This window comes from Teichococcus coralli (assembly GCF_009829925.1).
Taxonomy (GTDB): Bacteria; Pseudomonadota; Alphaproteobacteria; order Acetobacterales; family Acetobacteraceae; genus Pseudoroseomonas; species Pseudoroseomonas coralli.
The window spans coordinates 40,374-65,976 of record NZ_SNVJ01000015.1 but is presented as its reverse complement, the minus strand read 5'-3'; the positions used below and the strand labels follow the sequence as shown (position 1 = coordinate 65,976).

Sequence of the window (25,603 nt, the reverse complement as noted above, 5' to 3'; positions counted from 1 at the left end):
CAGAAAAAAGATGGGGTCCGGGGGAATTCCTTCCCCCGGCCTTTCTGCTTACCCGACGCGGTTGCTGATCAGGTCCTGCACCACGGTCGGATCGGCGAGGGTGGAGGTATCGCCGAGGCTGTCGGTCTCGTTGGCGGCGATCTTGCGCAGGATGCGGCGCATGATCTTGCCCGAGCGGGTCTTGGGCAGGCCCGGCGCCCACTGGATGGCATCCGGCGCGGCGATCGGCCCGATTTCCTTGCGCACCCAGGCCACCAGCTCCTTGCGCAGCGCCTCGGTGGGTTCCTCGCCCGACTTCAGCGTCACGTAGCAGTAGATGCCCTGGCCCTTCAGCGCATGCGGCATGCCCACCACGGCCGCCTCGGCCACCTTGGGGTGGGCGACCAGCGCGCTCTCGATCTCGGCCGTGCCCATGCGGTGGCCGGAGACGTTCAGCACGTCGTCCACGCGGCCGGTGATCCAGTAGTAGCCGTCCGCGTCGCGCCGGGCGCCGTCGCCGGTGAAGTAGCGGCCGGGGAAGGTGGAGAAGTAGGTCTGGATGAAGCGCTCGTGGTCGCGGAAGACGGTGCGCATCTGCCCGGGCCAGGAGTCGAGGATGACGAGGTTGCCCTCGGTCGCGCTTTCCAGGATGTTGCCCTCATTGTCCACCAGGGCCGGCTGCACGCCGGGCAGCGGCAGGGTGGCGGAGCCGGGCTTCTGGTCCACCGCGAAGGGCAGCGGCGAGATCAGGATGCCGCCGGTCTCGGTCTGCCACCAGGTGTCCACCACCGGCAGCCGGCTCTCGCCGACGGTGCGGTAGTACCAGAGCCAGGCCTCCGGGTTGATCGGCTCGCCGACGCTGCCGAGGATGCGCAGCGACTTGCGGGACCACTTCCGCACCGGCGCCTCGCCCTCGCGCATCAGGCTGCGGATGGCCGTCGGCGCGGTGTAGAAGATGTTGACCTGGTGCTTGTCCACCACCTGCCAGCAGCGGTCGATACCCGGCCAGTTCGGCACGCCCTCGAACATCAGCGTGGTGGCGCCGTTCGCCAGCGGGCCATAGACGATGTAGGTGTGGCCGGTGACCCAGCCGACATCGGCGGTGCACCAGAAGACCTCGCCGGGGCGGTAGTCGAAGACCAGCTCATGCGTGAAGCCGGCCCAGACGAGATAGCCGCCGGTGGTGTGCAGCACGCCCTTCGGCTTGCCGGTGGAGCCGGAGGTGTAGAGGATGAACAGCGGGTCCTCCGCGTTCATCGGCTCCGGCTCGCATTGCGGCGAGGCCTGGGCGCAGAGCTCGTGGTACCAATGGTCCCGCCCGGCCTGCATCGGCACCTCGCCGCCGGTGTTGCGCACCACGATGACGTTCTGCACCGTGGGGCAGGACTTCAGCGCCTCGTCGGCATTGGTCTTGAGCGGCACCTTGCGGCCGCCGCGGCGGCCCTCGTCGGCGGTGATCAGCAGCGTGCTCTCGCAATCCTCGATGCGGGAGGCGAGGCTGTCGGGCGAGAAGCCGCCGAACACCACCGAGTGGACCGCGCCGAGGCGGGCGCAGGCCAGCATCGCCACCGCCGCCTCGACGATCATGGGAAGGTAGAGCGTGACGCGGTCGCCCTTCTTCACCCCCAGCCCCTTCATGGCGCTGGCCAGGCGGCAGACCCGCTCATGCAGGTCCCGATAGGTGACCTTGGCGTCGGTTTCCGGGTCGTCACCTTCCCAGATGATCGCCACCTGGTCGCCGCGGCTCTCCAGGTGCCGGTCGAGGCAGGAGACGGAGGCGTTCAGCACGCCGTCCTCGAACCACTTGATGGAGACGTCGCCGGTGAAGCTGGTGTTCTTGATCTTGGTCGGCGGCGTCATCCAGGCGACGCGCTTCGCCTCCTCGCGCCAGAAGCCCTCCGGGTCGCGCAGGGCCTCGGCCATCATGGTCCGGTAGCGCGCGGCATCCACCTTGGCACCCTGCGCCAGCTCGGGCTTCACCGTGATCAGCGCATCATCGGGCATGTCTTGTTCCTCCCCGTTCCGCTTCCCGCCCATGCGGCGGCGCGCCGCGTATTCAGCGCATATTGGGCCAAGCCGCCCTGAGGCACGTCAAGTGCCACGGAAGGCCGCCGGTTTCAGGTGCCTGCATCCGCCGGCACCCAGACGGTGCCCTCGGAATCAACCTGCGCCTCCACCACTTCCAGGCTGTCCCCCGCGCAGGGACCGGAGACGCAGAAGCCGTCCTCGATGCGGAAGCGCGCGCCATGCACGGCACAAACGATCATCCGGCCCGGCCCGTCAAGGAAGCGGTCCGGCATGACCTCCAACGGCACACCGACATGCGGGCAGGAGTTCACGTAGACGAACACCCGCCCGGCCCGCCGCACCGCCAGCAGGCCGATGAAACCGCCCTCCGGACCTGGAAAGCCGCGGGCCTTTCCCTCCGGGATCTCGTCCAGCCGGCACAGGGCGCGCGCATCGCTCATTCCGCCGGGGATGGCGCAGGCGCAAGCGGAAGGCAAGCCAGCCTGGCGCCCTCCCTCCCGGCTTCACTACCGCAAGCCGGCTGCCGGCAGGCTCTTGCCCGGATTCTCCCGCCGCACGGAACGCCCCACCTGCTTCAGCCTTTCTTCACCAGAAGCGCGCAGCCTGAGCATGTGGAGGGAGGCACGGATGCGACGACTGGAACGCCACGCCCTGGCGCTGGCACTGCTGCTGGGCCTGACCGAGCCGGCGCAGGCACAGCCGCGGCCCGATTTCGATGGGCATGGCCGCTTCTACGGACAAAGCGGACACCCATCCGGCCCGACTCGCTACTACGACCCCTGGGGGCGGTACGAAGGCCGCTCCGAGCGGTCCGCCGGGGGCGGGGTCCGGCGCTACTACGACCGGGAAGGGCGCTACCTCGGCCACGAGGATATCGAGCGCGATTTCCGCCGCCGCGGCATGCCGGGCGACTCATCGTCCCAGGGCAGCGGCGTTCAGGTCTACGTGGACCCCACGCCCTTCCTGCAGAACCAGCCCCCGGACCCCGCCGCCGAACCCGACTTCCGGCGCGGCCGCACGCCCTGGTTCGGCGGCCGCTAGGCCTGGAGGGCCTCAGCCCTTCGGATCCTGGTTCTGCCGCTGCTGCTCCTGGCGATGCTCCGCCTGGTGACGGCGGTGCACGCCGACGGCACAGCCCGCCGCCGCACCGGCCACCGCATGGCCCTTGCCGACGAAGTGCCCGGCCACCGCGCCCACGGCACCATCCTTTGCGCAGCCGCCTTCCTTGGCGGCGGCCGGCAGCGCGGCGGTGAGGCCCAGGGCGAGAACAGCGAAAACAGCGATGCGCATGGCAGGAGAACTCCGGTTTTCCTTGCCGCCCTCAACGCCGGCCCTGCGCCCCCGATGCATGAAAGCGCGGACATGGCCGATCTGGCGGCGACGTCACCCTGCACAGGAGGATCCGGGACGGAACGCGGCGCCGGCACTTGCCGGCATGGCGCGGCATGGCGCGGCATGGCGCGGCATGGGCCTGTAGCCCGGGCGTGAAATCTCCGACAAACGGACAATTACTTGATTTCAATGGGCAGTTTGACGCACCGGCACGAAGCGTCTCCTGGCCCGGCATCGGGAAGTAGCCACCGCCATCCAGGCGGAACCGAGTCAACAGGCTCCTGCCTTCGGCGCGTGGCCCGGTGCGCCGCATTGCGGCCCGGCAAGACCGAGACGCGGCGCGGGGCTGGGCAATCGGCGCGCCGTCTCCGTCGCGCCTGCTCGGCACCCGGCTCGGCCGCATCGCCGAGGCGTTGGGCGGCACCGCCCTGCTTGTTTTCTGGGCGGCAGCATCCTGCATGCCCACCTGACGGCGTGAAAGGCCCGGGAGAGGCGTCGCTCCTCCCGGCCCTCCCCCATCGATCGGAGGCATCGAATGCCTCCCGATTCCCACCTTCGTTTTCGAAGCCCTGGTTCAGGGACAGCGCCTCCAAACCCAGCGCGCGCGATTGCGCCGAAGCCTTAGCCCGCCGCCCAGCCGCCCATCCGGCAGAGCAGCACCCAGTGTTCCTGCGAGACCGGCATCACCGAAAGGCGGGACTGCCGGATCAGCGCAAGTTCCGCCAGTGCCGGCTCGGCCTTGATGGCGGCCAGCGTCACCGGCGCGGGCACCGCACCCACCGCGCGCATGTCCACGCAGCACCAGCGCGGCGCCTTGCCCTGGGCGACTTCCTCGGTCGGGTCGGGATAGGCCTCGCGCGCCACCTCGACCACGCCGACGATCTCCTTTCCCAGGTTGGAGTGATAGAAGAAGGCGCGGTCGCCGGCGCGCATGGCACGCAGGTGCTTCGCCGCCAGGGCATTGCGCACGCCGGTCCAGGGCTCGGTGCCGTTCGCCACCTGCTGGTCCCAGGAAAAGGCGTCCGGCTCGCTCTTGACCAGCCAGTAGGCCATCAGCCGGCGAGGCGCTCGCCATTGGCGAAGACCTGGCGGAAGGCCCGCACGGTGACGCGCTGGAACAGCCCGGCCTGGGTGTAGGGATCCTCGGCGGCGATCTTCTCGGCGGCCGCGAGGTCGGGCGCCTCGACCAGGATCAGGCTGCCGCAGGGCTTGCCCTCGGCGTCCAGCATGGCACCGCCCCGCGCGACGGATGCCGCCCGGGCGGTGAGGTACTCCAGGTGCGCGGGGCGGGCCGCCGCCCGCTGGTCCAGCACGCCGGGCTTGTCCTCGTAGATGATGGCGAACAGCATGGTCAGGCTTCCTTCTGCATGGCGGCGGCGGAACCGCTCCGCGCGCGGCTGTTGCATGACGTAACCGCGTGCGCGAACGGCTTCAATCCGGCCGCGCGAGGGCCTAGGTTGCGCCCCGTGAGCACCCTGCCGCCCCGCCCCCGTCCCGTTGCCCTGGCCGCCGCCCGCGGCGGCGGCACGCTGCACCGCTTCGCCAATCCCGGCCGCTTCCTGCGGCTGACCGATCGCCTGCTGCCCTGGCTCTGGGGCGCGGCGCTCCTCGTGCTGGCGGTGGGCGCCGCCTGGGCGCTGCTCTTCTCGCCGCCGGACTGGCAGCAGGGCGAGACGGTGCGGATCATGTACGTGCATGTCCCGATGGCCTGGCTGGCGATGGGCGGCTATGCCGGGCTCGCCGTGGCCTCGCTGCTCTCGCTGGTGTGGCGGCACCCGCTGGCCGACCTCGCGGCGCGCGAGCTTTCCCCGGCGGGCGCCATGGTCACGGCGCTCTGCCTCGCCACCGGCAGCCTCTGGGGCCGGCCGATGTGGGGCACCTGGTGGGCCTGGGACGCGCGGATGACCTCCGTGCTGGTGCTGTTCTTTCTCTGGATCGGCCATGCCGCCCTGGTGCGCGCCTTCGACGACGAGGAGCGCGGTGCCCGCGCCGGCGCCATCCTGGCGTTGATCGGCGCGGTGAACCTGCCCGTCATCAAGTGGTCGGTGGACTGGTTCAACACGCTGCACCAGTCGGAATCGGTCATGCGGCTGGACGGTCCGGCCATGCATGTGGACATGCTCTACCCCCTGCTGGCCTGCACGGTCGGCTTCACCCTGGCCTTCGCCGCCCTGGTGCTGGCCCGCACCCGCGCGGCGGTGATGGAGAAGCGGGTACGGCAGCTCCAGCTCGCCCAGGCGCGCCGCCACGAGGTGGGCGCATGAGCGGCGGTGCGGCGGCCACGCGTCGCTTGACACAGGTCAATGTGGCGGGAACGGCGGTGCCGGTATGACGCAACACTGGTGGCACGTGGTGATTTCCTGGGCGCTCGCGGCGTTCGGCTTCGGCGCCATGGCCGCGCTGGCGGCGCGGCGGCACGCGGCGGCCAAGCGGCGGCTCGCGCTGCTCGGCCCGCGGGAAAGGAGGCAGGGGTGAAGCTCTCGCGCAAGCGGCGGCGGCTGTGGATCGTGGTGCTGGCCGGGCTTGGCCTCGGCACCGCCACCGCGCTGGCGCTGACCGCCTTCCAGGACAACCTGGTCTTCTTCCTGGCGCCCAGCGACATCGCCGCCAGGCATCCCGGCCCGGAGCGCGCCTTCCGCCTCGGCGGCCTGGTGGAGGCCGGCAGCCTGCAACGCGACCAGACGCCTGACGGCAAGCCCGAGGCCCGCTTTCGCGTCACCGATGGCCCTGCCGCCATTCCCGTGACCTATGTCGGCGTGCTGCCGGACCTGTTTCGCGAGGGGCAGGGCGTGGTGGCGCTGGGCAAGCTCGGCCCGGACGGCCTGTTCCGCGCCAGCGAGGTGTTGGCCCGGCACGACGAGACCTACATGCCCCCCGAAGTGGCCGACGCGCTGAAGCGCACCGGCCACTGGGATCCCGCCAAGGGGGCGCCGCCGCCGGCCGCCTCCTGGAACACGCTGGAGCCGGCGGCCGCTTCCGCCGCACCGGCCAAGCCGGCCCGGCCGGGAACCTGAGGAGCGCCTGATGATCGGCGAATTCGGCCATTTCGCCCTGGCGCTGGCGCTGGCGCTCGCGCTGGCGCAGACGGTGCTGCCCATCCTGGGCGCGGCCCGCAACGAGCCGCGGCTGATGGCCGCCGCCGCGCCCCTGGCCTTCGGCCATCTGCTGGCGGTCGGCGCGGCCTTTCTGGCCCTGATCACCGCCTTCGTGGTGAACGACACCAGCGTCATCACCGTGGTGCAGAACAGCCACTCGGCCAAGCCGCTGCTCTTCAAGGTGGCCGGCGCCTGGGGCAACCACGAGGGCTCGATGCTGCTCTGGGTGATGATCCTGGCGCTGTGCGGCGGCGCCGTCGCGGCGTTCGGACGGGCCCTGCCCGGCGCCCTGCGCGCCCGGGTGCTCGGCGTGCTGGGCCTGGTGGCGGTGGGCTTCCTGGTGTTCATCCTGGCCACCTCCAACCCCTTCGGCCGCGTCTGGCCGCCGGCGCCGGACGGCCAGGGGCTCAACCCCGTGCTGCAGGATCCCGGCCTCGCCTTCCACCCGCCGATGCTCTACCTCGGCTACGTGGGCTACGCCGTCACCTTCGCCTTCGCGGTCGCGGCGCTGATCGAGGGGCGGGTGGACGCCGCCTGGGGCCGCTGGGTGCGCCCCTGGGCGCTCGGCTCCTGGTGCTTCCTGACGCTCGGCATCACCCTCGGCTCCTACTGGGCCTATTACGAGCTGGGCTGGGGCGGCTACTGGTTCTGGGACCCGGTGGAGAACGCCTCCCTGCTGCCCTGGCTGGCCGGAACGGCGCTGCTGCACTCCGCCGTTGTGGTGGAGAAGCGCGAGGCACTGAAGGTCTGGTCGGTGCTGCTGGCGCTGCTGGCCTTCGGCTTCTCGCTGCTCGGCACCTTCCTGGTGCGCTCGGGCGTGCTGAACTCGGTGCACGCCTTCGCCAATGACCCGGCGCGCGGCGTCTTCATCCTCGGGCTGCTGCTCTTCTATGTCGGCGGCAGTTTCGCCCTCTTCGCCTGGCGGGCACCTTCCATGGCGCCCACCGGCATGTTCGCGCCCCTCTCCCGCGAGGGCGGGCTGGTGCTGAACAACCTGCTGCTCTGCTCGATGGCGGCCGTGGTGCTGAGCGGCACGCTCTGGCCGATGTTCGCCGACCTGCTGTTCCAGCAGAAGATCTCGGTCGGGCCGCCCTTCTTCAACACCGCCCTGCTGCCGCTCGCGGTGCCGCTGATCCTGGCCATGGCGGCCGGCGCGCTGCTGCCCTGGAAGCGGGCCCGGCTCTGGCCCGTGCTGCAGCGGCTGTGGTGGGCGGCGCTGATCGCCGCGGGCGGCGTGGCGCTGGTGCTGGCCTTCGCCGGCTGGCGCATCGGTCCGGCCTTCGGCATCGGCGGCGGCCTGTGGCTGGTTTGCGGCGCCCTCGCCGACCTTGCCGACCGCATCGGCCTGTTTCGCCGCCCGGCCGCCGCCTGGGGCCGCGCCCTGGGCCTGCCGCGGGCCGCCTGGGGGGGAGCCCTGGCGCATGCCGGGCTGGGCGTCTCGGTGCTCGGCATCGCCGGCATGGGCCTGGCCAGCGACCGGCTCGCCGCGGTGCAGCCGGGGCAGAGCCTCTCCCTCGCGGGCTACGAATGGCGGCTGGACAAGGTGGCGGATGCCATCGGCCCCAACTGGACGGCCCGCCGCGCCACGGTCACGGTGCTTCGGAACGGCGATCTGGTCACGGTAATGACGCCGGAGCGGCGCTTCTTTCCGGTGGGCCGCACCACCACCACCGAGGCCGCCATCCACACCACCTTCCTTGCCGACCTCTACGCCGTCATGGGCGAGGAGCAGAACGGCGCCGCCGTGCTGCGCCTGCACTACAATCCGCTGGCGTCCTGGATCTGGTTCGGCGGCGGCATCATGGCGCTGGGCGGCGCGCTTTCCCTGACGGACCGGCGCATCCGCGTGGCGGCACCGGCGCCGCGTGGCGCGGCGAAGGCGGCGGCATGACGGCCGGCGGGAGATTCCGGGGGGAATTCCTTCCCCAGCCTTTCTCCTTCGGAGGCCCTGAATGCCGATGACCTCCCGCCGCGTGCTGATGCTGGCGCCGCTGGGTGTCGCGGCGGCCGGCGGCCTCGGCTTCTACGCGATGCTGCGCGGCCTCGGCACCGGCGAGTATGATCCGCACGGCGTGCCCTCCGCCCTGGTGGGCCGGACCCCGCCCGAGTTCAGCCTGCCGCCGCTGGTGCCGTCCGGCCTTCCGCTGCTCGCCAGCGCCGACCTGCAGAACCTCGAAGGCCCGGTGCTGGTGAACTTCTGGGCGAGCTGGTGCGTGCCCTGCGTGGTCGAGCACCCGCAGCTCATGCGCCTGAAGCGCGAGGGCGTCGCGGTCTACGGCGTGAACTACAAGGACAAGCCCGAGGCGGCGATGGCCTTCCTGGCCCGGCATGGCAACCCTTTCCAGCGCCTCGGGCGGGACGAGCCGGGCCGCGTGGCGATCGACTGGGGCGTCTATGGCGTCCCGGAGACCTATTTCGTCGACCGCAAGGGCGTCATCCGCTGGCGCTGGGCCGGGCCGATCACTCCGGAGGTGCTGGAGCAGGACGTGCGCGCCCTGCTCAGGCACTACGCCTGATGCGCCGCCTGCTGCTGGCGCTGGCGCTGCTGGCGGTCTGGCTGCCGCTGGCGCTTGCCGTGAGCTCGCCCTCCGAGATGCTGCCCGATCCGGCGCAGGAGCAGCGCGCCCAGGAGATCGGGCGGCAGCTTCGCTGCCTGGTCTGTCAGAACGAGTCCATCGAGGACAGCCACGCCGACCTGGCGCGAGACCTGCGCCATATCGTGCGCGAACGGGTGGCGGCGGGCGACAGCGACGCCGCGGTGATCGACTACCTCCATGCACGCTACGGCGACTTCGTGCTGCTGCGCCCCCCCTTCAACCTGCTGACGGCCGCGCTCTGGGGCATGCCGGTGCTGGCGCTGGGCGGCGGGCTGGCCGCCATCCTGCTGCTCCGTCGGCGCGGCGCGGCGCCCGAGCCCCTGCCCCTCTCGGCCGAGGAACAGGCGCGCCTCGCCGCGCTGGAGAAAGACCCGGCGGAATGATCTGGCTGCTGTTCCTGGCACTGGCCGCGCTCGTCCTGGCGCCGCTGGCCTTCGCCCTGCTCCGCCCCGCTCGCCTGACCGGCCGCCGCGAGGCCGACCTCGCCCTCTACCGGGCCCAGCTCGCCGAGCTGGAGCGCGAGCGCGAGGCGGGTCGCCTGGAGGAGAGCGCCCACCGCGCCGCCGTGGTGGAGGTGCAGCGCCGCCTGCTCGCCACGCCGGAAACCGTTCCCGCCAGCCGCGCCACACGGGGCTCTCCAGGGGCTACCCCCCGGACCACACCCAGGACTACACCCGGCGCCCTCTCGGGGGGCGCCGCGTTGCTGGCGGCGTCGCTGTTCCTGGTTCCGGCGGCCGGCTTCGGGATCTATCTCTGGGGCGGCCACCCCGACATTCCCGCCGCTCCCTTCCGCGAGCGCGCGGCGGAGGCGGCGCGGGAGGAGGCGCTGTTGGCGCAGCTGCGCAGCCGGATCGAGCAGCTGCCGCCCGGAAGCGAGGCGGCGCGCCAGGGCTGGATCCTTCTCGGCAACGCCCAGCGCGGAAGAGGCCGCCTGACCGCCGCCGCCGAAGCCTGGGAACACGCCCTCGGCACCCGCTTCGATCCCGACCTGGCGGCCGAGTTGGCGGGCCTGCGGATCGAGCTTAGCCAATTCGACCGGGCTGCAGCACTGCTGGACAAGGCACTGGCGGTGGAGCCGAACTCCCCGCAGCTCCGCTTCCTGCGCGGCATGGCCGACGCGCAGGCGGGCCGCCCCGAGGCGGCGCGGGCGGCCTGGACCACCCTGATGGCCGCGCTGCCGCCGGATTCGCCCTGGCGCAGGCTGCTGCGCCAACGGCTCGACGCCTTGCCCTGAGGCTGGCCCGGTGGAAACGTTCGCCCTCCGGAAGCTTTCGCCCTCCGGAGGCTTCGCCGTGGCGGCAACGACCACGGATCCCGCGGAAAGCCTTGCGGGCCCGACCTGAATTTCCGCTCCCGCGACGGCTTGCTTCCGAGGCACTCTTCTGGCCACCCAGGCAGCCGGAACGGAACGGCATCCGCACAATCTTGTGCAAGCAACGGTTGCAGCATTTTTCCGCGCAACGGCTTTTCTGACCTGGATCAGCCAGGAGGCGGATGATGCGGCGACGTTCCATGCTGGCAGCGACGGCGGGCCTCGCCTGGGCCGGCGCATGGCTCCCCCGCCCGCTCCGCGCCGAGGAAGCGGTGGATGTCCTGCTGGTGCTTGCGGTGGATGTTTCACGCTCGGTGGACGAGGACGAGGCCCGGTTGCAACGGGAAGGCTATCGCGCCGCCATGACCGATCCCAGGGTGGTCGAGGCGATCCAGGGCGGCATGCTGGGGGCGATCGGCGTCACCTATGTCGAATGGGCGGGCGCCGAGTACCAGCGGCAGGTGCTGCCCTGGCGGCGGATCGCCAGCCAGCGCGACGCCGAGGGATGGGCCAGCGCGCTCGCCGAGGCGCCGCATGCCTCGCTCTCCTGGACCTCGATCTCCAACGGCATCACCTTCAGCGCTCAGATGCTGGCGGAAGCGCCCTTCGAAGGCCTGCGCCGGGTGATCGACATCTCGGGCGACGGCGTGAACAACTCGGGCCCGCCGGTGGAAGGCGCGCGCGACGCGGCGGTCGCCCAGGGCGTCGTGATCAACGGCCTGCCGATCATGAACGACCGCCCCACCTTTGGCCGCCGCCCGGCCTTGCCGCTGGACCAGTACTACGCCGAGGCGGTGATCGGCGGCCCTGGGGCCTTCGTGATATCGGTGGAGGATTTCGAGAGCTTCGGCACGGCGGTGCGCCGCAAGCTGATCCGCGAGATCGCCGGCCTGCCCGGACCGGTGCTGGAACACGTCTGACGCCCGGCGCTTGGCGCCGCCCCGGCCCCCGGCGATGGGGGCCGGGGCGGCTTTTCAGCGCTCGACGTCCTCAACGGCGATGCCGAAGGCGGCAAGCCCCTCGGCGAGCAGGTCCCCCGCCATGTCCATGCCCAGCAGATAGGCCGCCGTGTCGGTGCCGGCACCCCGCTCCTTGGCCAGGCGCACCGCCTCCTCCCATTCCTCCGCCTCGTAGTCGCCGCGGCCGGTCCAGGCCAGCGCCACCAGCGCCGCCTGCTCGTCCTCGTTCAACTCGTCGATGAAGGTGGCGAGGGTGTCCTCGTCGAAATCCTGCTCGGTGTCGCTGCCGTCCTCATCGTCGGTGTCGAGCTCGTCGCTGTCCTCGCTCTCCTGGATGGCACGAAGATGGTCCACCACGGTGGCAACGGTTTCCAGGCTGACACCCAGGTCAACCTCGGCGCCGTTGTCGTCGTCCCTCGGGGTGTCGCTCATCAGTCTCTCCTCGCCAAATCCGGGTCTGGCACGCGAAGCCGGTAGCCCGCCCGGCGGTTTCTTAAAATCTTTTGTGTTGGGCGAACTGCAAGGCGGCTGGCAAACAATGCAGGCCAGGACTCGTTCTTCCGGCATGCGCCCGACACTCGTGCTCCCCCTCATGGCGGCGGGTCTTGTTGCAGCGGCCACGGCTTCGCTGACCCCCGCATCGCTCGCCCCCGGCTCCAGTCCCGCGGCCGCCTTCCAGCGGGTCGCGCTGGAAAGTGACGCTGCCGCAGGTCCCACCTGCGCCGAGTCGAGCCCCCTGTTCCGCTCCTTCATGCCTTCGCGTGTGGCTTACTGGCCCACGGCCGGGCAACCGGCTCCCGCCCCGCAGGCCGAGGCGGAGGACTTCCCGGCCCCTGCCATGCACCAGGCCCTGCAACTCTGCGCGGTGGAGCGCTTCAACCCGCGGCGGCCGTTCAGCGGCGCGAACAAGGCTGTTTATCGCCTCTGACCACCCTCTCTGACCGCTGCGGCGGGGCTGCCCTGCGCGTCCCGCCGGGGTGATCATGCGCGAAAGGCTCGCTTTTTGCGCTCAGGCATCCTATCTGTGCGGCGCAACAAGCCGCCCGGCCAGCCCTGCCCGAACCCCGCCGCATGCCTGCGGAAGGGTCGCCGGGCTGTGTGCGCAGGCGGCGCAGCCCCGGGACTGCCCGCCTTATGGAACTGCGCAACGTCGCCATCATCGCCCACGTCGATCATGGCAAGACCACCCTCGTCGACAACCTGCTGAAGCAGGCCGGTGCCTTCCGCGCCAACCAGGCCGTGGCCGAGCGCGCCATGGACCGCAACGACCTGGAGCGCGAGCGCGGCATCACCATCCTCGCCAAGTCCACCGCCGTCGAGTGGAAGGGCGTCAAGATCAACATCGTGGACACGCCGGGCCACGCCGACTTCGGCGGCGAGGTGGAGCGCATCCTGTCCATGGTGGATGGCGCCATTGTGCTGTGCGACGCCGCCGAGGGCCCCCTGCCGCAGACCAAGTTCGTGCTGACCAAGGCGCTGGCGCGCGGCCTGAAGCCGATCGTGGTCATCAACAAGGTGGACCGCCAGGACGCCCGCGCCGACGAGGTGCTGAACGAGGTGTTCGACCTCTTCGCCGCCCTTGGCGCCACCGACGAGCAGCTCGACTTCCACACCCTCTTCGCCTCCGGCCGCCAGGGCTGGGCCGACACGACGCTGGAAGGCCCCCGCCAGGACCTGTCGCCGATGTTCGACCTCATCCTGAGCCATGTGCCGGCGCCCAAGGTCGAGCTGGACAAGCCCTTCGCGATGAACGCCACCATTCTGGAGGCGGACAACTTCCTCGGCCGCGTGTTGACCGGCCGCATCGAGCAGGGCGTGGCCCGCACCAACATGCCGGTGCGCGTGCTGCGGCAGGACGGCAGCGTGGTCGAGACCGGCCGCCTGACCAAGCTGATGACCTTTTCGGGCCTGGACCGGGTGCCGGTGGACGAGGTGCAGGCGGGCGACATCTGCGCCATCGCCGGCCTGTCCGACGCGACGATCCCCGACACCATCGCCTCCCCCGAGGTGGCGGAGCCGCTGCACGCCATCCCCATCGATCCGCCGACGCTGAGCATGACCTTCCGCATCAACGACGGCCCGCTTGGCGGCCGCGAGGGCAAGAAGGTCACCTCCCGCCAGATCCGCGACCGCCTCTACAAGGAGACGGAGGGCAACGTCGCCATCCGGGTGAAGGATTCGGAGGAGGCGGACAGCTTCGAGGTCGCCGGCCGCGGCGAGCTGCAGCTCGGCGTGCTGATCGAGACCATGCGCCGCGAGGGCTTCGAGCTGACCATCGGCCGCCCGCGGGTGCTCACCCAGACGAACCCGGAGACGGGCGAGCGCGAGGAGCCCTACGAGGAGGCCGTGATCGACGTGGACGAGGAGTTCTCCGGCGTCGTCGTCGAGAAGATGTCCCTCCGCAAGGGCATGATGCAGGACATGCGCCCTTCCGGCGGCGGCAAGGTGCGCCTGACCTTCCACATCCCCTCGCGCGGCCTGATCGGCTACCACGGCGAGTTCATGACCGACACGCGCGGCACCGGCATGATGAACCGGCTGTTCCTGGGCTACCAGCCCTGGGCCGGGCCGATCGAGGGCCGGGTGAAGGGCTCGCTGATCTCCAATTCGGATGGCGAGGCGGTGCAGTACTCGCTGTTCTCGTTGCAGGAGCGCGGCACGCTCTTCGTCGATCCGGGCGCCAAGGTCTATGTCGGGCTGATCCTCGGCGAGCATTCGCGCGAGAACGACCTTGAGGTGAACCCGATCAAGGAGAAGAAGCTCACCAACATCCGCGCCGCCGGCAAGGATGAGGCCCTGCTTCTGACCCCGCCGCGCCGGATGAGCCTGGAGCAGGCCATCGCCTACATCGAGGACGACGAGCTGGTGGAGGTGACGCCTTCCGCCGTGCGCCTGCGCAAGCGCCACCTCGACCCGCACGAGCGCAAGAAGCACGCCCGCCGCGCCGAGAGCGAGGCGGCGTGAGCCACCGGCAAGGGGGAGCTTCGGCTCCCCCTTTTTCGTTGAGGGGATTCCCTCCGGGATGGCTTGTCTGTGCCGGAGCGGCGTCGTAACGCCCGAGTTGTGCAGAACGAACTCTGGTCCTGGCTGACGCAGCGCGCTTGGCCGCTCTGGCTGGCGCATGGGGTGGACTGGCAGGCCGGCGCCTTCCATGAGTGCCTCGACCTCGCCAGCCTGCGCTGTCCCGCCACCTTCCGGCGGCTGCGTGTGGTCACCCGGCAGGTGTTCAGCTTCAGCCTCGCGCACCGGCACGGCCTGCCCCGCGCCGCCGAGGCGGTGGAGCTGGGCATTGCCTTCCTGCGTCGCCGCGCCGCCCATCCGGATGGCGGCTATGCCTGGCGCTTCGCCCTGGACGGGCGGGTGCTGGATGACCGGCGCGACCTTTACGACCACGCCTTCGTCCTGCTCGCGCTCGCCTCGGCCGCCGCCGTGCTGCCCGCCGCGGCGCTGCGGCAGGAGGCGCTGGCGCTGGACGCCTTCGTCGAGCACCGTCTGACCCATGCGGAAGGTGGCTATCTGGAAAGCCTGCCGCCTGTCCTGCCCCGCCGGCAGAACCCGCACATGCACCTGCTGGAAGCACGCCTCGCGGCGGCCGAGGCCTTCGGGGAGGAGAGCTTTCTGGCCGGAGCCACGCGGCTGGTCGCGCTGTTCCGCCAGCGCTTCTTTCAACCCGCCAGCGGCACCCTGGCCGAGTTCTACAGTGACAATCTGACTGCCCTGGCCAAGCCGCATCCGGTCGAGCCCGGCCACCATTGCGAATGGATCTGGCTGCTGGACTGGCACGCCCGACTTGCCGGCGGCCCTGCGGCACCGCGGGAGGCCGCCGCGCTGCAGGCCTTCGTGGATGCCCATGGCGTGGACCCGGGGACGCGCGCGTTGCGCGACCAGGTCGGCAGCGACGGCACGCCCCTTCCCGGCGGCGCCCGCCTCTGGCCGCAGGCGGAGCGGCTGAAATCCGCCATGCTGCGCCGCGCGGCCGCGCCCTGGGATGCACCGGAGGCCGCGGCCGTGCTGGCCAGCTACCTGCGGCCGGACGGTCTCTGGCACGAGCGCCGCCTGCCGGACGGCACGCTCAGCGGGGAGCCCGCGCCGGCCAGCAGCCTCTACCATCTCAGCAGCGCCATTGCCTTTGCCCGCCAGGGGACGCCGCCGCCCGTCGATTTCCCAGGACCTCCGCCGGGGTGACACCGTCACCCCGAACCCCGCATCCCAAAAAGCCCAAAGAAAAAATAAGGGGGTTCCGGGGAATTCATTCCCCCGGCCGTTTTCCCTTCAGTTCTTCGAGCACCTCGACCAGCGCGCGCAGCCCCCGGTCCAGTACCTTCTCACGCCGCAGCACGAGCCCGAGCCTGCGCCGCAGCATCGGCTCCAGCGGCCGCACCACGGCCCCCGGCACCGCCCGCCCCGCTGCGAGCAGCGGCAGCACCGAGGCGCCCAGGCCGTTGCTCACCAGCCCCTTGATGGCTTCCACGCTGCCCAGTTCCATGGCCGGCTGCGGCGACGCGCCAGCCTTCTCGAACCAGGCGTCGATCAGCCCGCGCGTGCGGCCGCCGGCCTCGTAGAGGATGAGCGGCAGGGCGGCCAGTTCGGCGGGACGCACCTTGTCCCCCTGCCCGGCCATTCCCTCCGGCAGCAGCGCCACGAGAGGATCGTCCAGCAGGGGCGTGACCTGCAGCGCCCGGTTGCGGGCCAGCGGCAGCGTCACCAGCGCGCAGTCCAGCGCGCCCTCCTCCAGGCGGCGCACCATGTCGTCCGAGTTGCCGGTCACCACCACCACCTCCAGCCCCGGCAGCCGCCGCTTCAGGGCGGCCAGCAGAGGCGGCAGAAGATGGATGCAGGCGGTCGCCCCGGTGCCGATCCGCACCCGCCCCGCATGGCCCTCGCGATGCGCCCGCGCGGCCCCTGCCGCCTCCTCGGCCGCGGCAACGGCCCGCCGCGCGGGGGCGGCGAAGGCGGTCCCGGCTGCGGTGGGCAGCGAGCGCCCGGCGGCGCGGTCGAGCAGCCGGACGCCCAGGTTGCGTTCCAGTTCCCGCAGCTGCTGGCTCGCCGCCGGCTGCGTCAGGCCGAGCGCCCGCGCCGCCAGGGAAACGCTGCCCTCGTCCACCACGGCGAGAAAGGTGCGGAGCTGGCGAAGGGTCGGGAGCGGCATAAGCGCAACTTATCCGAATGCGCGGCATCAGAAGAGTTTTCTGGGCGCGGCGCGCAACGCAGGTGCAGCATGGAGGCCACTCCTTCCAGGCCCGGACCCTGCTGCCGCATGTCGCTCGCCGAAGACGCCCCCGCCGCCCGCATCCGCTCCGCCACGGCGGAGGACATCCCGGCGATCACCGCGATCTACGCCCATCATGTGCGGCATGGCCGCGCCTCCTTCGAGATCGAGCCGCCGGACGAGGCGGAGATGCGCCGCCGCCAAGCGGCCCTGCTGGCGCAGGACATGCCCTACCTGGTGCTGGAGCGGGGCGGCGCGGTGCTGGGCTATGCCTATGCCGGCTCCTACCGGCCCCGCCCGGCCTACCGGGACACCGTGGAGAACTCGATCTATGTTCGCGCCGACCAGGCCGGGCGGGGCTTCGGCCGACGCCTCCTGACCGCGCTGATCGAGGCCTGCGAGGCACGTGGCCTGCGGCAGATGGTGGCCGTGGTGGGCGACAGCGCCAATGCCGCCTCGATCCGCCTGCATCTGGCGATGGGCTTCCGCGAGGTCGGCGTGCTGCGCGCCGTCGGCTGGAAGCACGGGCGATGGCTGGACAGCGTGCTGCTGCAGCGGGCCCTTGGCCCGGGCGAGGCCACGCCTCCGGACGCTCGGCCATGAGCGCCGCCACCGCCGCGCCACAGGCCACGCGCGTGCCGGAGGGCGCCTGGCGCGTGGCCGCCGTGCTGGCGATCACGCAGGTCGTCCATTGGGGCTCGATGTTCTACGCCTTTTCCATTCTGATGCCGGCCATCGCCGCCGAAACGGGCTGGCCGCGCGGCATGGTGGTGGGAGCCTTCTCCGCCGGGCTGCTGGTGCAGGCGGGCGTGGCCCTGGGCGTCGGCCCGATGCTGGACCGGCTGGGGCCGCGCACCGTCATGACGGCCGGATCGGTGCTGGCGGGCCTCGGCCTCTGGCTGGCGGGGCGGGTGGAAAGCCTCTGGCAACTCTACGCCGTCTGGGCCGGCATCGGCGCGGTGATGGCGGCGACGCTTTACGAGGCCGCCTTCACCGCCGTCGCCGCCGCCTTCGGCCGCGCCGCCATGCGGCCGGGCATCGCGCTTGTCACCTTCGCCGGTGGCCTGGCCAGCACCATCTTCTGGCCGCTGGCCGCCTGGCTGGTGGCCGATCTCGGCTGGCGCACGGCCTGCACCGTGCTGGCGCTGGCGAACCTTGCCTGCGCCCTGCCCCATGCCGCCGCCCTGCCCGGCCGCGCGCCGCCGCCCAGGCCGGGGATGGCGGCCGGCGACCTGAGTCTCGGCACCGTATGCCGGCAGGCGCGCTTCTGGGGGCTTGCCTTCGTCAACGGCGCCATCGGCTTCGTCAGCGCGGTGATCGGCGTGCATCTGGTGCCGCTGGTGGGCGAGCGCGGCCTTGGCGGCGCAGCGCCGCTGCTGGCCGGCCTGCTCGGCGTCGCCCAGGTGGCCGGGCGGGTGATCGAGTTCGGCGGCGGCAAGCACTGGCCGCTGCGCACGGTCGGGCTGGTTTCGCTGCTGGCCCTGGCGCCCGCCTCGGTGCTGCTGGCCTGGGGCAACGGCGTCGCCGCCATGGCCTGCGCGATCGCGGTGTACGGGCTGGCCAACGGCATCATGACCATTGTGCGCGGCGCCCTGCCGGCACAGCTCTTCGGCACCGGCCACTACGGCGCCATCAGCAGCGCCCTTGCCGCGCCGGGCGCCCTGGCCCGGGCGGCAGGGCCGGTCGCCGCCGGCTGGCTCTGGGCCTGGAGCGGCGGCTATGCGATGCCCGTCGCGCTGCTCGCCGTGCTGTCCCTGCTCGCAGCCCTGGCGCTCGCCGCCGCCGTGCCCCCGCGAAGCTGAAAAGGCCGGGAAAGCCGGCCCCGCCGGCCTTCTTCCCGCCCCTGGCCGTTCAAGCATGGACCGGCGGGCGCAGCGATTTCAGAGCTTGCGTGTTAGGCGACTCGATGGAAGCAGAACGGCGGGAGAATTCGTGAGCACAGGTCTGATCGCGCTGCTGGACGATGTGGCAGGTCTGGCCAAGGTCGCCGCCGCATCCCTGGACGATGCGGCCACCCAGGCCACCCGCGCCGGCGTGAAGGCAGCCGGCGTCGTGATCGACGATGCCGCCGTCACGCCGCGCTACGTGGTCGGCTTCGCTGCCGACCGCGAATTGCCGATCGTCGGCAGGATCGCCGTCGGCTCGGTGAAGAACAAGCTGATCTACCTGCTGCCGATGGCGCTTCTGCTGAGCCTGCTGGCGCCCTGGGCGGTCACGCCGCTGCTGATGCTGGGAGGCGCCTTTCTCTGCTACGAAGGCGCCGAAAAGGTTTTCCATGCCCTGCGTCCGCACCAGGCGGAGGCGCATGAGGCGGCGGTCGCGAAGGGGGGAAGCGCGGCGCGCAGCCTGGAGGAGCAGAAGGTCCGCAGCGCCATCAAGACCGATTTCATTCTTTCGGCCGAGATCATGGCCCTCACCCTCTCCACCGTCGCGGAAGCCTCGGTGCCGCTGCAGGCGGCGATCCTCGCCATTGTCGGGCTGGGCCTGACCGCCCTGGTCTATGGCGGCGTGGCGCTGATCGTGAAGGCGGATGATGTCGGCCTGGCGCTTGCCGGCAACCCACGCCCGGCCTCCAGCCTGCTGGGCTTGCGCCAGCCGCCGGCGGGCACCGAGGCAGGCGGCGCCGACCGGCTGCTGCGGTCGCTGACGCAGGCGGTCGGCCGGGGTCTGGTTCGTGGCATGCCCTTCTTCCTGTGGCTGCTCGGCATCGTCGGCACGGCGGCGATGCTCTGGGTGGGCGGCGGCATCATTCTCCATGGCCTGGAAGGGTTCGGCCTGTCCGCCCCGGGCCATGCGGTGCATGCGGCGGCGGAGGCGGCAGGCCAGGCCATGCCGGCCGTTGCGGGGGCAGCCGCGTGGATCACCACGGCAGCGGCTTCGGGCGTGCTTGGCCTGCTGCTCGGCGCCTTGCTGATCCCCCTGGTGCAATGGCTGGCGGTGCCGCTGCTGGCACGGCTGCGCGGAGGCAGGGCGGTGCCGGGCACATCGCACTGAGGCAGGCCACCGGCGGCAACCAGCCATTCATCTGAACGGGTTAGAAGCAAGCCTTCTGTTCGCCGCGCCGGAGTTTCCCCCGATGAATGCCCAGGCCGTGATCCATGAGGACCTGCGCGCCGCCATGCGCGCGGAACTGGAACCGATGTTCAAGGAAATGCGCGGCTTCGTGGACCGACGCATCGCCGAGCTGAGCGCCGAAGTGGCCGCCACCTCCGAGATGGCCGACATGGCGGAGGAGAAACTTTCCAAGAAGCTGAGCCTGGTGCACGAGCAGATCGCCCAGCTTGTCGCCATTCCCGTGGCCAGCACCCGCAACAGCGGCCTGGAGCTGGAGGCCGTGGTCCAGGCGACAGAAACCGCTGCCAACACCATCATGGAGGCCACCGAGGCCATCCAGGCCTGGATCACCAGCGGGCGGAAGGACCAGGCCTCGATCGAGGCGCTGTCCGCGCGGGTGAACTCGATCTTCGAGGCCTGCAGCTTCCAGGACATCACCGGCCAGCGGATCCGGCGTGCCATCCAGCACCTGCAGCAGGTGGAGACGATGCTGGAGCAGATCGTGCCGGGGGTCGCCTCGGACATCCCCCAGGTGCAGATCGCCACCCAGATGCGGACCGTGGACGCCGAGGCGCAGAGGACGCCGGACCTTTCCCAAGGCGCCATTGATGCCCTGCTCTCCGACGCACCGGCTCCGGCCGAGCTGTCGCAGGCCGATATCGACGCACTGCTCAACGGCTGATGCCCGGATGATCCGGAGGCGGGCGATGCTGCCGGCGGCAACCCGGGCGGCCGCATACGCGCAGGAGGGGCGGAACTCCTTCCGGCCCCTCCGGAAGGCTCAGCCCAGCAGCTGTCCGATCACCCGGGCGGTGTAGTCCACCACGGGAATGATGCGGCCATAGTTGATGCGCGTCGGCCCGATGACGCCAATCGCGCCGACGATCTGCTCCTTTCCGTCGCGGAAGGGTGAAACCACCATCGAGAGCCCGGCGCTGTTGAACAGCCCCGACTCGGCGCCGATGAAGATCTGTACCCCTTCTCCCCGCTGCGCCAGCTCCAGCAGGCGCAACATGGTCTCCTGCGCCTCCAGCCGCTCGAACAGCCCCTGGATCTCCTGCACGCGCGCGAGCTGGTCCACGTTCTCCAGCAGCTTCGCCTGCCCACGCAGGATCAGCGAGCCGCCGCCGCCGCCCGCCCAGGTGGCCAGCCCCGACTCGATCATCTGCTGCGTCAGCTCGTCGAGCACGCTGCGGTTGGCGGCGATCTCCTCGGCCACCGTGCTGCGCGCCTCCTCCAGCGTGCGGCCGGAAAGCCGCGCGTTGAGGAAGTTCGAGGCCTGGGTGAAGGCGCTCGCCGGCAGGCCGGGCGGCACGTCGATGACGCGGTTCTCCACCTGCCCATGCGCGTTCACCAGCACCACCAGCGCCCGGCCGGACGACAGCGAGACGAACTCGATGTGGCGGATCGCCGCCTCGGTCTTCGGCGCCACCACCAGCCCGGCGGCGCCGGCCAGGCCCGAAAGCATCTGCCCGGCTTCGGAAAGGGTCTCCTCCACGCTGCGCCCGGCGGCGGCGCAGCGCACGGTGATGGCCTCGCGCTCCTGCTCCGTCAGGTCGCCGAACTCCAGCAGCCCGTCCACGAAGAGCCGCAGCCCCTGCTCCGTCGGCAGGCGCCCGGCCGAGGTGTGCGGCGCGTAGAGCAGGCCGGCTTCCTCCAGGTCGGCCATCGCGTTGCGGATCGTTGCGGGAGACAGCGCTTGGGGCAGCCGCCGCGAGAGGGTGCGCGAGCCCACCGGCTCCCCCGTCTCGACGTACAGCTCCACCACCTGGCGGAGAATGGCCGCGCCCCGGCTGTTCAGCCCGGGCAGGGCCATGGCGCCGCCGCGCCGTCCAGTGAACAGGGGAGAAGGGCCTCGGGCCAAGTTGGAAACTCCTTTGGTCGGCCGCCGCCGCGGCGTGCCTGCCCTCAGACTTGAGGCATTTTCCGGCGGGATCGGTGCAATCTTGTCACGTGCGGTCACATCCTGGCCATGAACGCGTTGCATCCCTTGGTAATGGTGTGCCGCAAGGCGCAAACAAGCGCGGAGGGCCTCATGACGGATATGCCTGGATCCCGCCTCTGGCCACTGGCGCTGATGGGCTGGCTGGCGGCGATTCCGCCCCTGCCGAGCGATGCCGAGCACCAGCCCCCGGCCGTGCAAGACGATGCCGAGCACCGGGGCCGGCGTGACGATGCGCGGCCCAGCGAGCGCGCCGCCTGGCTGGGGGCGGCTCGTGCGCGCTATGCCGCGCTCTCCCCCGAGGAGCGGAAGCAGATCCGCCAGCAGCGCCGCGCCGAATCGCGCCGGGCATGAGCAACGCCGTGCTGGTCGGGTTCCTGCTGGTGCTGCTGCTCTTCGCCCTCGGCGCCACGCTCGCCGGTCTCATGCTGGACCGTGCCGTCCGCTATCCCGGCATGGCGGCGGGTGTGGTGGTGGTGGCGATGCTCGGCCTTTCGTGGGGCGGGCTGTTGCTGCTGAAGGAATGAGGCGATTCGCCTGCTGCCTGCCCCGCCGCCAGGGCAGGTGGCCCGCCCCCGGAAATGCCAGGCCGCGGCCTGGCGAAAGCGCGCCGCGGCGATGCTGATCGTGCTGGCCGCGGCTGGCCCGGTTGCGGCGCAGGATGCCGCCTCCCCGATCGGACAATGGCTGATCCCGGATGGGGAAGGGGTGATCGAGATCGGTTCCTGCGGACGCTCCCTTTGCGGCTGGATCACCGGCATGGCGCTCGGCAGCCCCGGCGAACCGGTTCCGCGGGACGCCTACGGCCGGCCGCAATGCGGCCTGCAGATCCTGACCATGCAGCCTGACGGGGAAGTCTGGCGGGGCACCATCATGGACCCGCGCGACGGCGCCGTCTGGCGGGCCGAGATGTGGCTCGGCACGGATGGCAACCTGCGCCTGCGCGGCTATCTCGGCATTCCGCTGCTCGGCCGTACGCAGACCTGGACGCCCTTTGCAGGCCGCATTCTTCCGGGTTGCCGGTTGCCGCGGCCGACCGGTCCAGGATGAGGGCAGGCCCTCCCGGAAACAGCGTCCGGAGCCAGAAGCGCCGCCCCGGGAGCCCCGCCGGGGTGACGCTGTCACCGCAGGCCACGCCATTCGCCTTTCCGCCGGAAGCACCGCCATCTCAGGAGGAGGAGCCGGCGCCCCGTTCCTCTTTCAGCCCTCCAACGCCCCATGCTGGCGCAGGAAGCCGAGCAACGGCAGCAGCGGCAGGCCCAAAATGCCGCTGTGCTCGCCCTCCACCTCGCGAAACAGCTGGATGCCCAGGCCTTCGAGCCGGTAGGCCCCGACCGAATACGTCACCGCCTCCCCTTCCGCCGCCAGGTAGCGTTCCAGAAAGGCGTCGGAGAAATCCCGCATCGTCAGCCGCGGCCGCGCCACGTGCTGCCAGACGCGCCGCCCGTGCCGCCAGGCCACCATGGCGGTGAACAGCGTATGCGTCCGCCCGCGCAGGGCGCGGAGCTGCTCGCGCGCGGCCGTGACGTCCTCCGGCTTGTCGAACCAGCGCTCCTCGCACACCAGGAGCTGGTCGGCGCCGATCACCAGCGCCTCCGGCTCGCGGCGGGCGATGCGCTCGGCCTTCGCCTCGGCCAGCAGGATGGCGGCATCGGCGGGCGGCATCGACTCGGCCTGCGCGGCGGCCTTCAGCGCGGCCTCGTCCACGGCGGCGGGGCGCGCCTCGAAGTCGAGCCCGGCGGCGCGCAGCAGCGCCGCGCGGGTGGCGGAGGAGGATGCGAGGATCAGCCGCGTCATGCGCCCGGTGGAACCGCGCGCGCCGTAGCCATCTGGTTGCGCCGGGCGTGCCAGGCCTCCATCAGCTGCAGCACCGTGGCCGCCGTTTCCTCGATGGAGCGGCGGGTGACGTCGATCACCGGCCAGCCATGGCTGGTGCAGAGCCGCCGCGCCGCCTGGATCTCGGCCCGGACCGCCTCGAAGTCCACGTAGTCGTTGGTGTCCTGCCGCATGCCTCCGGTGCCGATGATCTTCAGCCGGTGCCGGCGGATGTCGATCAGCGCGCTGGTGTCGATGGTCAGGCCGATCACGGGACAGGGGGAGTCCTCAAGCTCCCTCGGCAGGGGCGAGGTGGGCACGATCGGCACATTGGCCGCCTTGATGCCGCGGTTCGCCAGGTAGAAGCAGGTGGGCGTCTTGCTGGAGCGGGAGACGCCCACCAGCACGCAATCAGCCTCCTCGATGCCGGCCACGCCCTGGCCGTCGTCATGTGCCAGCACGTAGTGCATGGCGTCGATGCGGCGGAAATAGTCGGCGTCCAGAACATATTGCGCGGCGCGCTTCTCGCGGGCCTGCTGGCCGAGCTGGGCCTGCAGGAGATCCATCACCGGGTCGAGCACGGAAAGGCAGGGCACGCCGATCTGCTGGCACACCTCCTCCAGCGCATGGCGCAGCGAGCGGTCCACCAGGGTGAACATCACTGGGCCCGGCTCGGCCTTGATGCCCTCCAGCACCTGCTCGAGCTGGAGGTGCGAGCGGACCAGCGACCAGCGGTGGTGCACCACCTGCGGGTCGGGGAAGCGGGCCAGGGTGGCGCGCATGATGGAATTCAGCGTCTCACCGGTGCTGTCGGAGACGAGATGCAGGTTGAAGGGGCGGTGGGACATCGGCTCCGGGGCGTCAGGCGGTGTTTCTGGGCGTGGAGAATAGCGGGGAATGCTGTGGAGATTGTGGAAAACAATGGGCCCGCCAAGGGTGGGGTGGGGGAATCGGGGATTGAATCCGCATTTTCAGGGGGTTGGGCATGGCTGGGCACAGCGCGCGGTGCAAGTCCGGGGAAAAAGCCGGAAACCGGCCTTTGAGCTGGGTTTTTTGCCGATTCGCACTTGTGGAAAACTTTGTGGAAAGCGGTGGATGCATTTGCGTCCCCCTTATCCACAGGCCCTACTGGACCCCCTACCTTTCTTAAAGACTCTTTTTCATAGAAAGGGGCGCCATGGAAAACGCGTCGAAGCCCTTGCTGCGTGCTCTCTCCGGGGAAGCCCTCTGGCCACCGCCCTTCTGGCTGATGCGCCAGGCCGGGCGCTACCTGCCGGAATACCGCCTGCTGCGCGCCCAGGCGGGTGACTTCATCAGCCTGTGCACGACGCCCGAGCTGGCGGCCGAGGTCACCCTGCAGCCGATACGCCGCTACGGCATGGACGGCGCCATCCTGTTCAGCGACATCCTGATGGTGCCCTGGGCGCTGGGGCAGGGGCTGCGCTATGCCGAGGGGGAAGGACCGCTGCTGGACCCGGTAAGGGATGCCGCCGGCCTCGCCGCGCTGCAGCCCGAGGCTGTGCGGGCGAAGGTGGCGCCCATTCTGGAGACGGTTGCGCGGGTACGGGCCGGGCTGGCTCAGGAAGCGCCGCGAACCGCCCTGATCGGCTTCGCGGGCAGCCCTTTCACCGTGGCCTGCTACATGGTGGACGGAAAGGGCGGCAAGGAGTTCGCCGAGACACGGCGCCTCGCCTATGCCGACCCCGCCCTGTTCGGCAAGCTGATCCGGCTGCTGGTGGAGGCCACGGTGGAATACCTGCTGGCCCAGGCGGAAGCAGGTGCCGAGGCGCTGATGCTGTTCGACAGCTGGGCCGGCCTGCTGCCGCCCGCCCAGTTCCGCCGTTGGTGCATCGAGCCGAGCAACGCCATCGTCCGCGCCATCCGCAAGGTGCATCCCGAGATCCCGCTGATCGGCTTTCCGCGCCTCGCCGGACCGATGATCGTCGAGTATGCGCAGCGCGTGGGCGTGGGCACGGTGGCCATGGACACCGCCATGGACCCCCGCTGGGCAGCGGCCAGCGTGCCGCCGCAGATCGCCCTGCAGGGCAACCTGGACCCGCAGGCGGTGGTGGCCGGCGGCCCCTCCCTGGAAGCGGAGGCACGCGCCATCCTGGCCGCGATGCGAGGGCGCCCCTTCGTGTTCAACCTCGGCCACGGCATCGTGCCGCCGACCCCGCCGGAGCATGTGGCGGCGCTGGCGCGGATCATCCGCATCGGCTGAGGCAGGCAACGGGCGGCGGGCAGGAGGCGTTCTGCGGGAAGCACCCTGGAGAACGACCGC

The 25,603-nt window shown here is 71.2% G+C and carries 30 protein-coding genes; 20 read left to right on the top strand and 10 right to left on the bottom strand.

Annotated elements, in window-relative coordinates; genetic code table 11:
• Positions 1–48: 48 nt before the first annotated feature.
• Positions 49–1,983 carry an acetate--CoA ligase gene (acs, locus tag E0493_RS16130; RefSeq protein ID WP_160938271.1) on the bottom strand — a complete coding sequence of 645 codons (1,935 nt, stop codon included), beginning with the start codon at positions 1,981–1,983 and terminating at the stop codon, positions 49–51.
• Between the two features lie 113 nt (positions 1,984–2,096).
• Entirely contained in the window at positions 2,097–2,447 is a 351-nt protein-coding gene (locus E0493_RS16125) for a Rieske (2Fe-2S) protein (RefSeq protein WP_160938270.1), read from the bottom strand.
• Positions 2,448–2,634: 187 nt separating this feature from the next.
• On the opposite strand from E0493_RS16125, the gene E0493_RS16120 reads away from it, so the two are divergent.
• Positions 2,635–3,048 carry a hypothetical protein gene (locus E0493_RS16120; protein WP_160938269.1) on the top strand — a complete coding sequence of 138 codons (414 nt, stop codon included), beginning with the start codon at positions 2,635–2,637 and terminating at the stop codon, positions 3,046–3,048.
• Between the two features lie 12 nt (positions 3,049–3,060).
• Here E0493_RS16120 and E0493_RS16115 read toward each other — a convergent pair whose 3' ends face one another.
• The 3 genes from E0493_RS16115 to E0493_RS16105 all read right to left on the bottom strand — a co-directional run bounded on the left by E0493_RS16115 (position 3,061) and on the right by E0493_RS16105 (position 4,688).
• Positions 3,061–3,297 (bottom strand): hypothetical protein, encoded by a 237-nt coding sequence (locus E0493_RS16115; protein WP_160938268.1) that lies wholly within the window; start codon positions 3,295–3,297, stop codon positions 3,061–3,063.
• A 663-nt stretch (positions 3,298–3,960) separates the two neighbouring features.
• Complete coding sequence (locus E0493_RS16110; RefSeq protein WP_160938267.1) at positions 3,961–4,392, bottom strand: EVE domain-containing protein; 432 nt, start codon at positions 4,390–4,392, stop codon at positions 3,961–3,963.
• Positions 4,392–4,688 carry a YciI family protein gene (locus E0493_RS16105; RefSeq protein WP_160938266.1) on the bottom strand — a complete coding sequence of 99 codons (297 nt, stop codon included), beginning with the start codon at positions 4,686–4,688 and terminating at the stop codon, positions 4,392–4,394. The genes E0493_RS16110 and E0493_RS16105 overlap by 1 nt, the downstream gene beginning before the upstream one ends.
• Positions 4,689–4,805: 117 nt before the next feature.
• On the opposite strand from E0493_RS16105, the gene E0493_RS16100 reads away from it, so the two are divergent.
• The 8 genes from E0493_RS16100 to E0493_RS16070 all read left to right on the top strand — a co-directional run bounded on the left by E0493_RS16100 (position 4,806) and on the right by E0493_RS16070 (position 11,263).
• Positions 4,806–5,603 (top strand): heme ABC transporter permease, encoded by a 798-nt coding sequence (locus tag E0493_RS16100; RefSeq protein WP_408889033.1) that lies wholly within the window; start codon positions 4,806–4,808, stop codon positions 5,601–5,603.
• A gap of 64 nt (positions 5,604–5,667) precedes the next feature.
• Positions 5,668–5,814 (top strand): hypothetical protein, encoded by a 147-nt coding sequence (locus E0493_RS23470; protein WP_235913824.1) that lies wholly within the window; start codon positions 5,668–5,670, stop codon positions 5,812–5,814.
• Positions 5,811–6,353, top strand: a complete 543-nt coding sequence (ccmE, locus tag E0493_RS16095; protein ID WP_367614526.1) for a cytochrome c maturation protein CcmE — start codon at positions 5,811–5,813, stop codon at positions 6,351–6,353. The genes E0493_RS23470 and ccmE overlap by 4 nt, the downstream gene beginning before the upstream one ends.
• A 10-nt stretch (positions 6,354–6,363) precedes the next feature.
• Positions 6,364–8,325, top strand: a complete 1,962-nt coding sequence (locus tag E0493_RS16090; RefSeq protein ID WP_160938263.1) for a heme lyase CcmF/NrfE family subunit — start codon at positions 6,364–6,366, stop codon at positions 8,323–8,325.
• Positions 8,326–8,386: 61 nt separating this feature from the next.
• A complete protein-coding gene (locus E0493_RS16085; protein ID WP_160938262.1) occupies positions 8,387–8,950 on the top strand; it encodes a DsbE family thiol:disulfide interchange protein in 564 nt (187 codons plus the stop codon).
• A complete protein-coding gene (locus E0493_RS16080) occupies positions 8,950–9,414 on the top strand; it encodes a cytochrome c-type biogenesis protein (protein ID WP_160938261.1) in 465 nt (154 codons plus the stop codon). The genes E0493_RS16085 and E0493_RS16080 overlap by 1 nt, the downstream gene beginning before the upstream one ends.
• A complete protein-coding gene (ccmI, locus tag E0493_RS16075; protein ID WP_160938260.1) occupies positions 9,411–10,265 on the top strand; it encodes a c-type cytochrome biogenesis protein CcmI in 855 nt (284 codons plus the stop codon). The genes E0493_RS16080 and ccmI overlap by 4 nt, the downstream gene beginning before the upstream one ends.
• Positions 10,266–10,528: 263 nt before the next feature.
• The gene (locus tag E0493_RS16070) at positions 10,529–11,263 is read left to right on the top strand and encodes a DUF1194 domain-containing protein (protein ID WP_160938259.1); all 735 of its coding nucleotides are present in this window, start codon (positions 10,529–10,531) and stop codon (positions 11,261–11,263) included.
• Between the two features lie 54 nt (positions 11,264–11,317).
• Here E0493_RS16070 and E0493_RS16065 read toward each other — a convergent pair whose 3' ends face one another.
• Entirely contained in the window at positions 11,318–11,734 is a 417-nt protein-coding gene (locus E0493_RS16065) for a DUF3775 domain-containing protein (protein ID WP_160938258.1), read from the bottom strand.
• Between the two features lie 76 nt (positions 11,735–11,810).
• On the opposite strand from E0493_RS16065, the gene E0493_RS16060 reads away from it, so the two are divergent.
• From E0493_RS16060 to E0493_RS16050, 3 genes are all read left to right on the top strand, one after another.
• Positions 11,811–12,230, top strand: a complete 420-nt coding sequence (locus tag E0493_RS16060; protein WP_160938257.1) for a hypothetical protein — start codon at positions 11,811–11,813, stop codon at positions 12,228–12,230.
• 206 nt (positions 12,231–12,436) lie between these two features.
• Positions 12,437–14,266: a translational GTPase TypA gene (gene typA / locus E0493_RS16055; RefSeq protein WP_160938256.1), complete on the top strand. Its 1,830-nt coding sequence runs from the start codon at positions 12,437–12,439 to the stop codon at positions 14,264–14,266.
• 99 nt (positions 14,267–14,365) lie between these two features.
• Positions 14,366–15,487 (top strand): AGE family epimerase/isomerase, encoded by a 1,122-nt coding sequence (locus E0493_RS16050; protein WP_160938255.1) that lies wholly within the window; start codon positions 14,366–14,368, stop codon positions 15,485–15,487.
• A gap of 64 nt (positions 15,488–15,551) precedes the next feature.
• On the opposite strand, the gene E0493_RS16045 is transcribed toward E0493_RS16050, so the two are convergent.
• On the bottom strand, positions 15,552–16,451 hold the full coding sequence (locus tag E0493_RS16045; protein ID WP_160938254.1) for a LysR family transcriptional regulator: 900 nt from the start codon (positions 16,449–16,451) through the stop codon (positions 15,552–15,554).
• 108 nt (positions 16,452–16,559) lie between these two features.
• On the opposite strand from E0493_RS16045, the gene E0493_RS16040 reads away from it, so the two are divergent.
• The 4 genes from E0493_RS16040 to E0493_RS16025 all read left to right on the top strand — a co-directional run bounded on the left by E0493_RS16040 (position 16,560) and on the right by E0493_RS16025 (position 20,247).
• Entirely contained in the window at positions 16,560–17,114 is a 555-nt protein-coding gene (locus tag E0493_RS16040; protein WP_160938253.1) for a GNAT family N-acetyltransferase, read from the top strand.
• Positions 17,111–18,313, top strand: a complete 1,203-nt coding sequence (locus E0493_RS16035) for an MFS transporter (protein WP_160938252.1) — start codon at positions 17,111–17,113, stop codon at positions 18,311–18,313. The genes E0493_RS16040 and E0493_RS16035 overlap by 4 nt, the downstream gene beginning before the upstream one ends.
• Before the next feature lie 130 nt (positions 18,314–18,443).
• Positions 18,444–19,505 carry a DUF808 domain-containing protein gene (locus E0493_RS16030; RefSeq protein ID WP_160938251.1) on the top strand — a complete coding sequence of 354 codons (1,062 nt, stop codon included), beginning with the start codon at positions 18,444–18,446 and terminating at the stop codon, positions 19,503–19,505.
• 82 nt (positions 19,506–19,587) lie between these two features.
• The gene (locus E0493_RS16025; protein WP_160938250.1) at positions 19,588–20,247 is read left to right on the top strand and encodes a protein phosphatase CheZ; all 660 of its coding nucleotides are present in this window, start codon (positions 19,588–19,590) and stop codon (positions 20,245–20,247) included.
• A 99-nt stretch (positions 20,248–20,346) separates the two neighbouring features.
• Here E0493_RS16025 and hrcA read toward each other — a convergent pair whose 3' ends face one another.
• Positions 20,347–21,381 carry a heat-inducible transcriptional repressor HrcA gene (hrcA, locus tag E0493_RS16020; protein ID WP_160938308.1) on the bottom strand — a complete coding sequence of 345 codons (1,035 nt, stop codon included), beginning with the start codon at positions 21,379–21,381 and terminating at the stop codon, positions 20,347–20,349.
• A 219-nt stretch (positions 21,382–21,600) separates the two neighbouring features.
• Between hrcA and E0493_RS16015 the strand changes: the two genes are divergently transcribed.
• From E0493_RS16015 to E0493_RS16005, 3 genes are all read left to right on the top strand, one after another.
• Positions 21,601–21,861, top strand: a complete 261-nt coding sequence (locus tag E0493_RS16015) for a hypothetical protein (RefSeq protein WP_160938249.1) — start codon at positions 21,601–21,603, stop codon at positions 21,859–21,861.
• Positions 21,858–22,034 (top strand): hypothetical protein, encoded by a 177-nt coding sequence (locus E0493_RS16010; RefSeq protein ID WP_160938248.1) that lies wholly within the window; start codon positions 21,858–21,860, stop codon positions 22,032–22,034. Before E0493_RS16015 ends, E0493_RS16010 begins: the two co-directional genes overlap by 4 nt.
• 91 nt (positions 22,035–22,125) lie before the next feature.
• Positions 22,126–22,557, top strand: a complete 432-nt coding sequence (locus E0493_RS16005; RefSeq protein WP_160938247.1) for a DUF2147 domain-containing protein — start codon at positions 22,126–22,128, stop codon at positions 22,555–22,557.
• Between the two features lie 150 nt (positions 22,558–22,707).
• Here the strand turns inward: E0493_RS16005 and E0493_RS16000 are convergent, their stop codons facing one another.
• Both E0493_RS16000 and E0493_RS15995 read right to left on the bottom strand, forming a co-directional pair.
• Positions 22,708–23,304 carry a Maf family protein gene (locus E0493_RS16000; protein WP_160938246.1) on the bottom strand — a complete coding sequence of 199 codons (597 nt, stop codon included), beginning with the start codon at positions 23,302–23,304 and terminating at the stop codon, positions 22,708–22,710.
• Positions 23,301–24,170, bottom strand: a complete 870-nt coding sequence (locus E0493_RS15995) for a pyruvate, water dikinase regulatory protein (protein ID WP_160938245.1) — start codon at positions 24,168–24,170, stop codon at positions 23,301–23,303. Before E0493_RS15995 ends, E0493_RS16000 begins: the two co-directional genes overlap by 4 nt.
• A 329-nt stretch (positions 24,171–24,499) precedes the next feature.
• Between E0493_RS15995 and hemE the strand changes: the two genes are divergently transcribed.
• The gene (gene hemE / locus E0493_RS15990) at positions 24,500–25,543 is read left to right on the top strand and encodes a uroporphyrinogen decarboxylase (RefSeq protein WP_160938244.1); all 1,044 of its coding nucleotides are present in this window, start codon (positions 24,500–24,502) and stop codon (positions 25,541–25,543) included.
• The last annotated feature ends 60 nt before the right edge of the window (positions 25,544–25,603 follow it).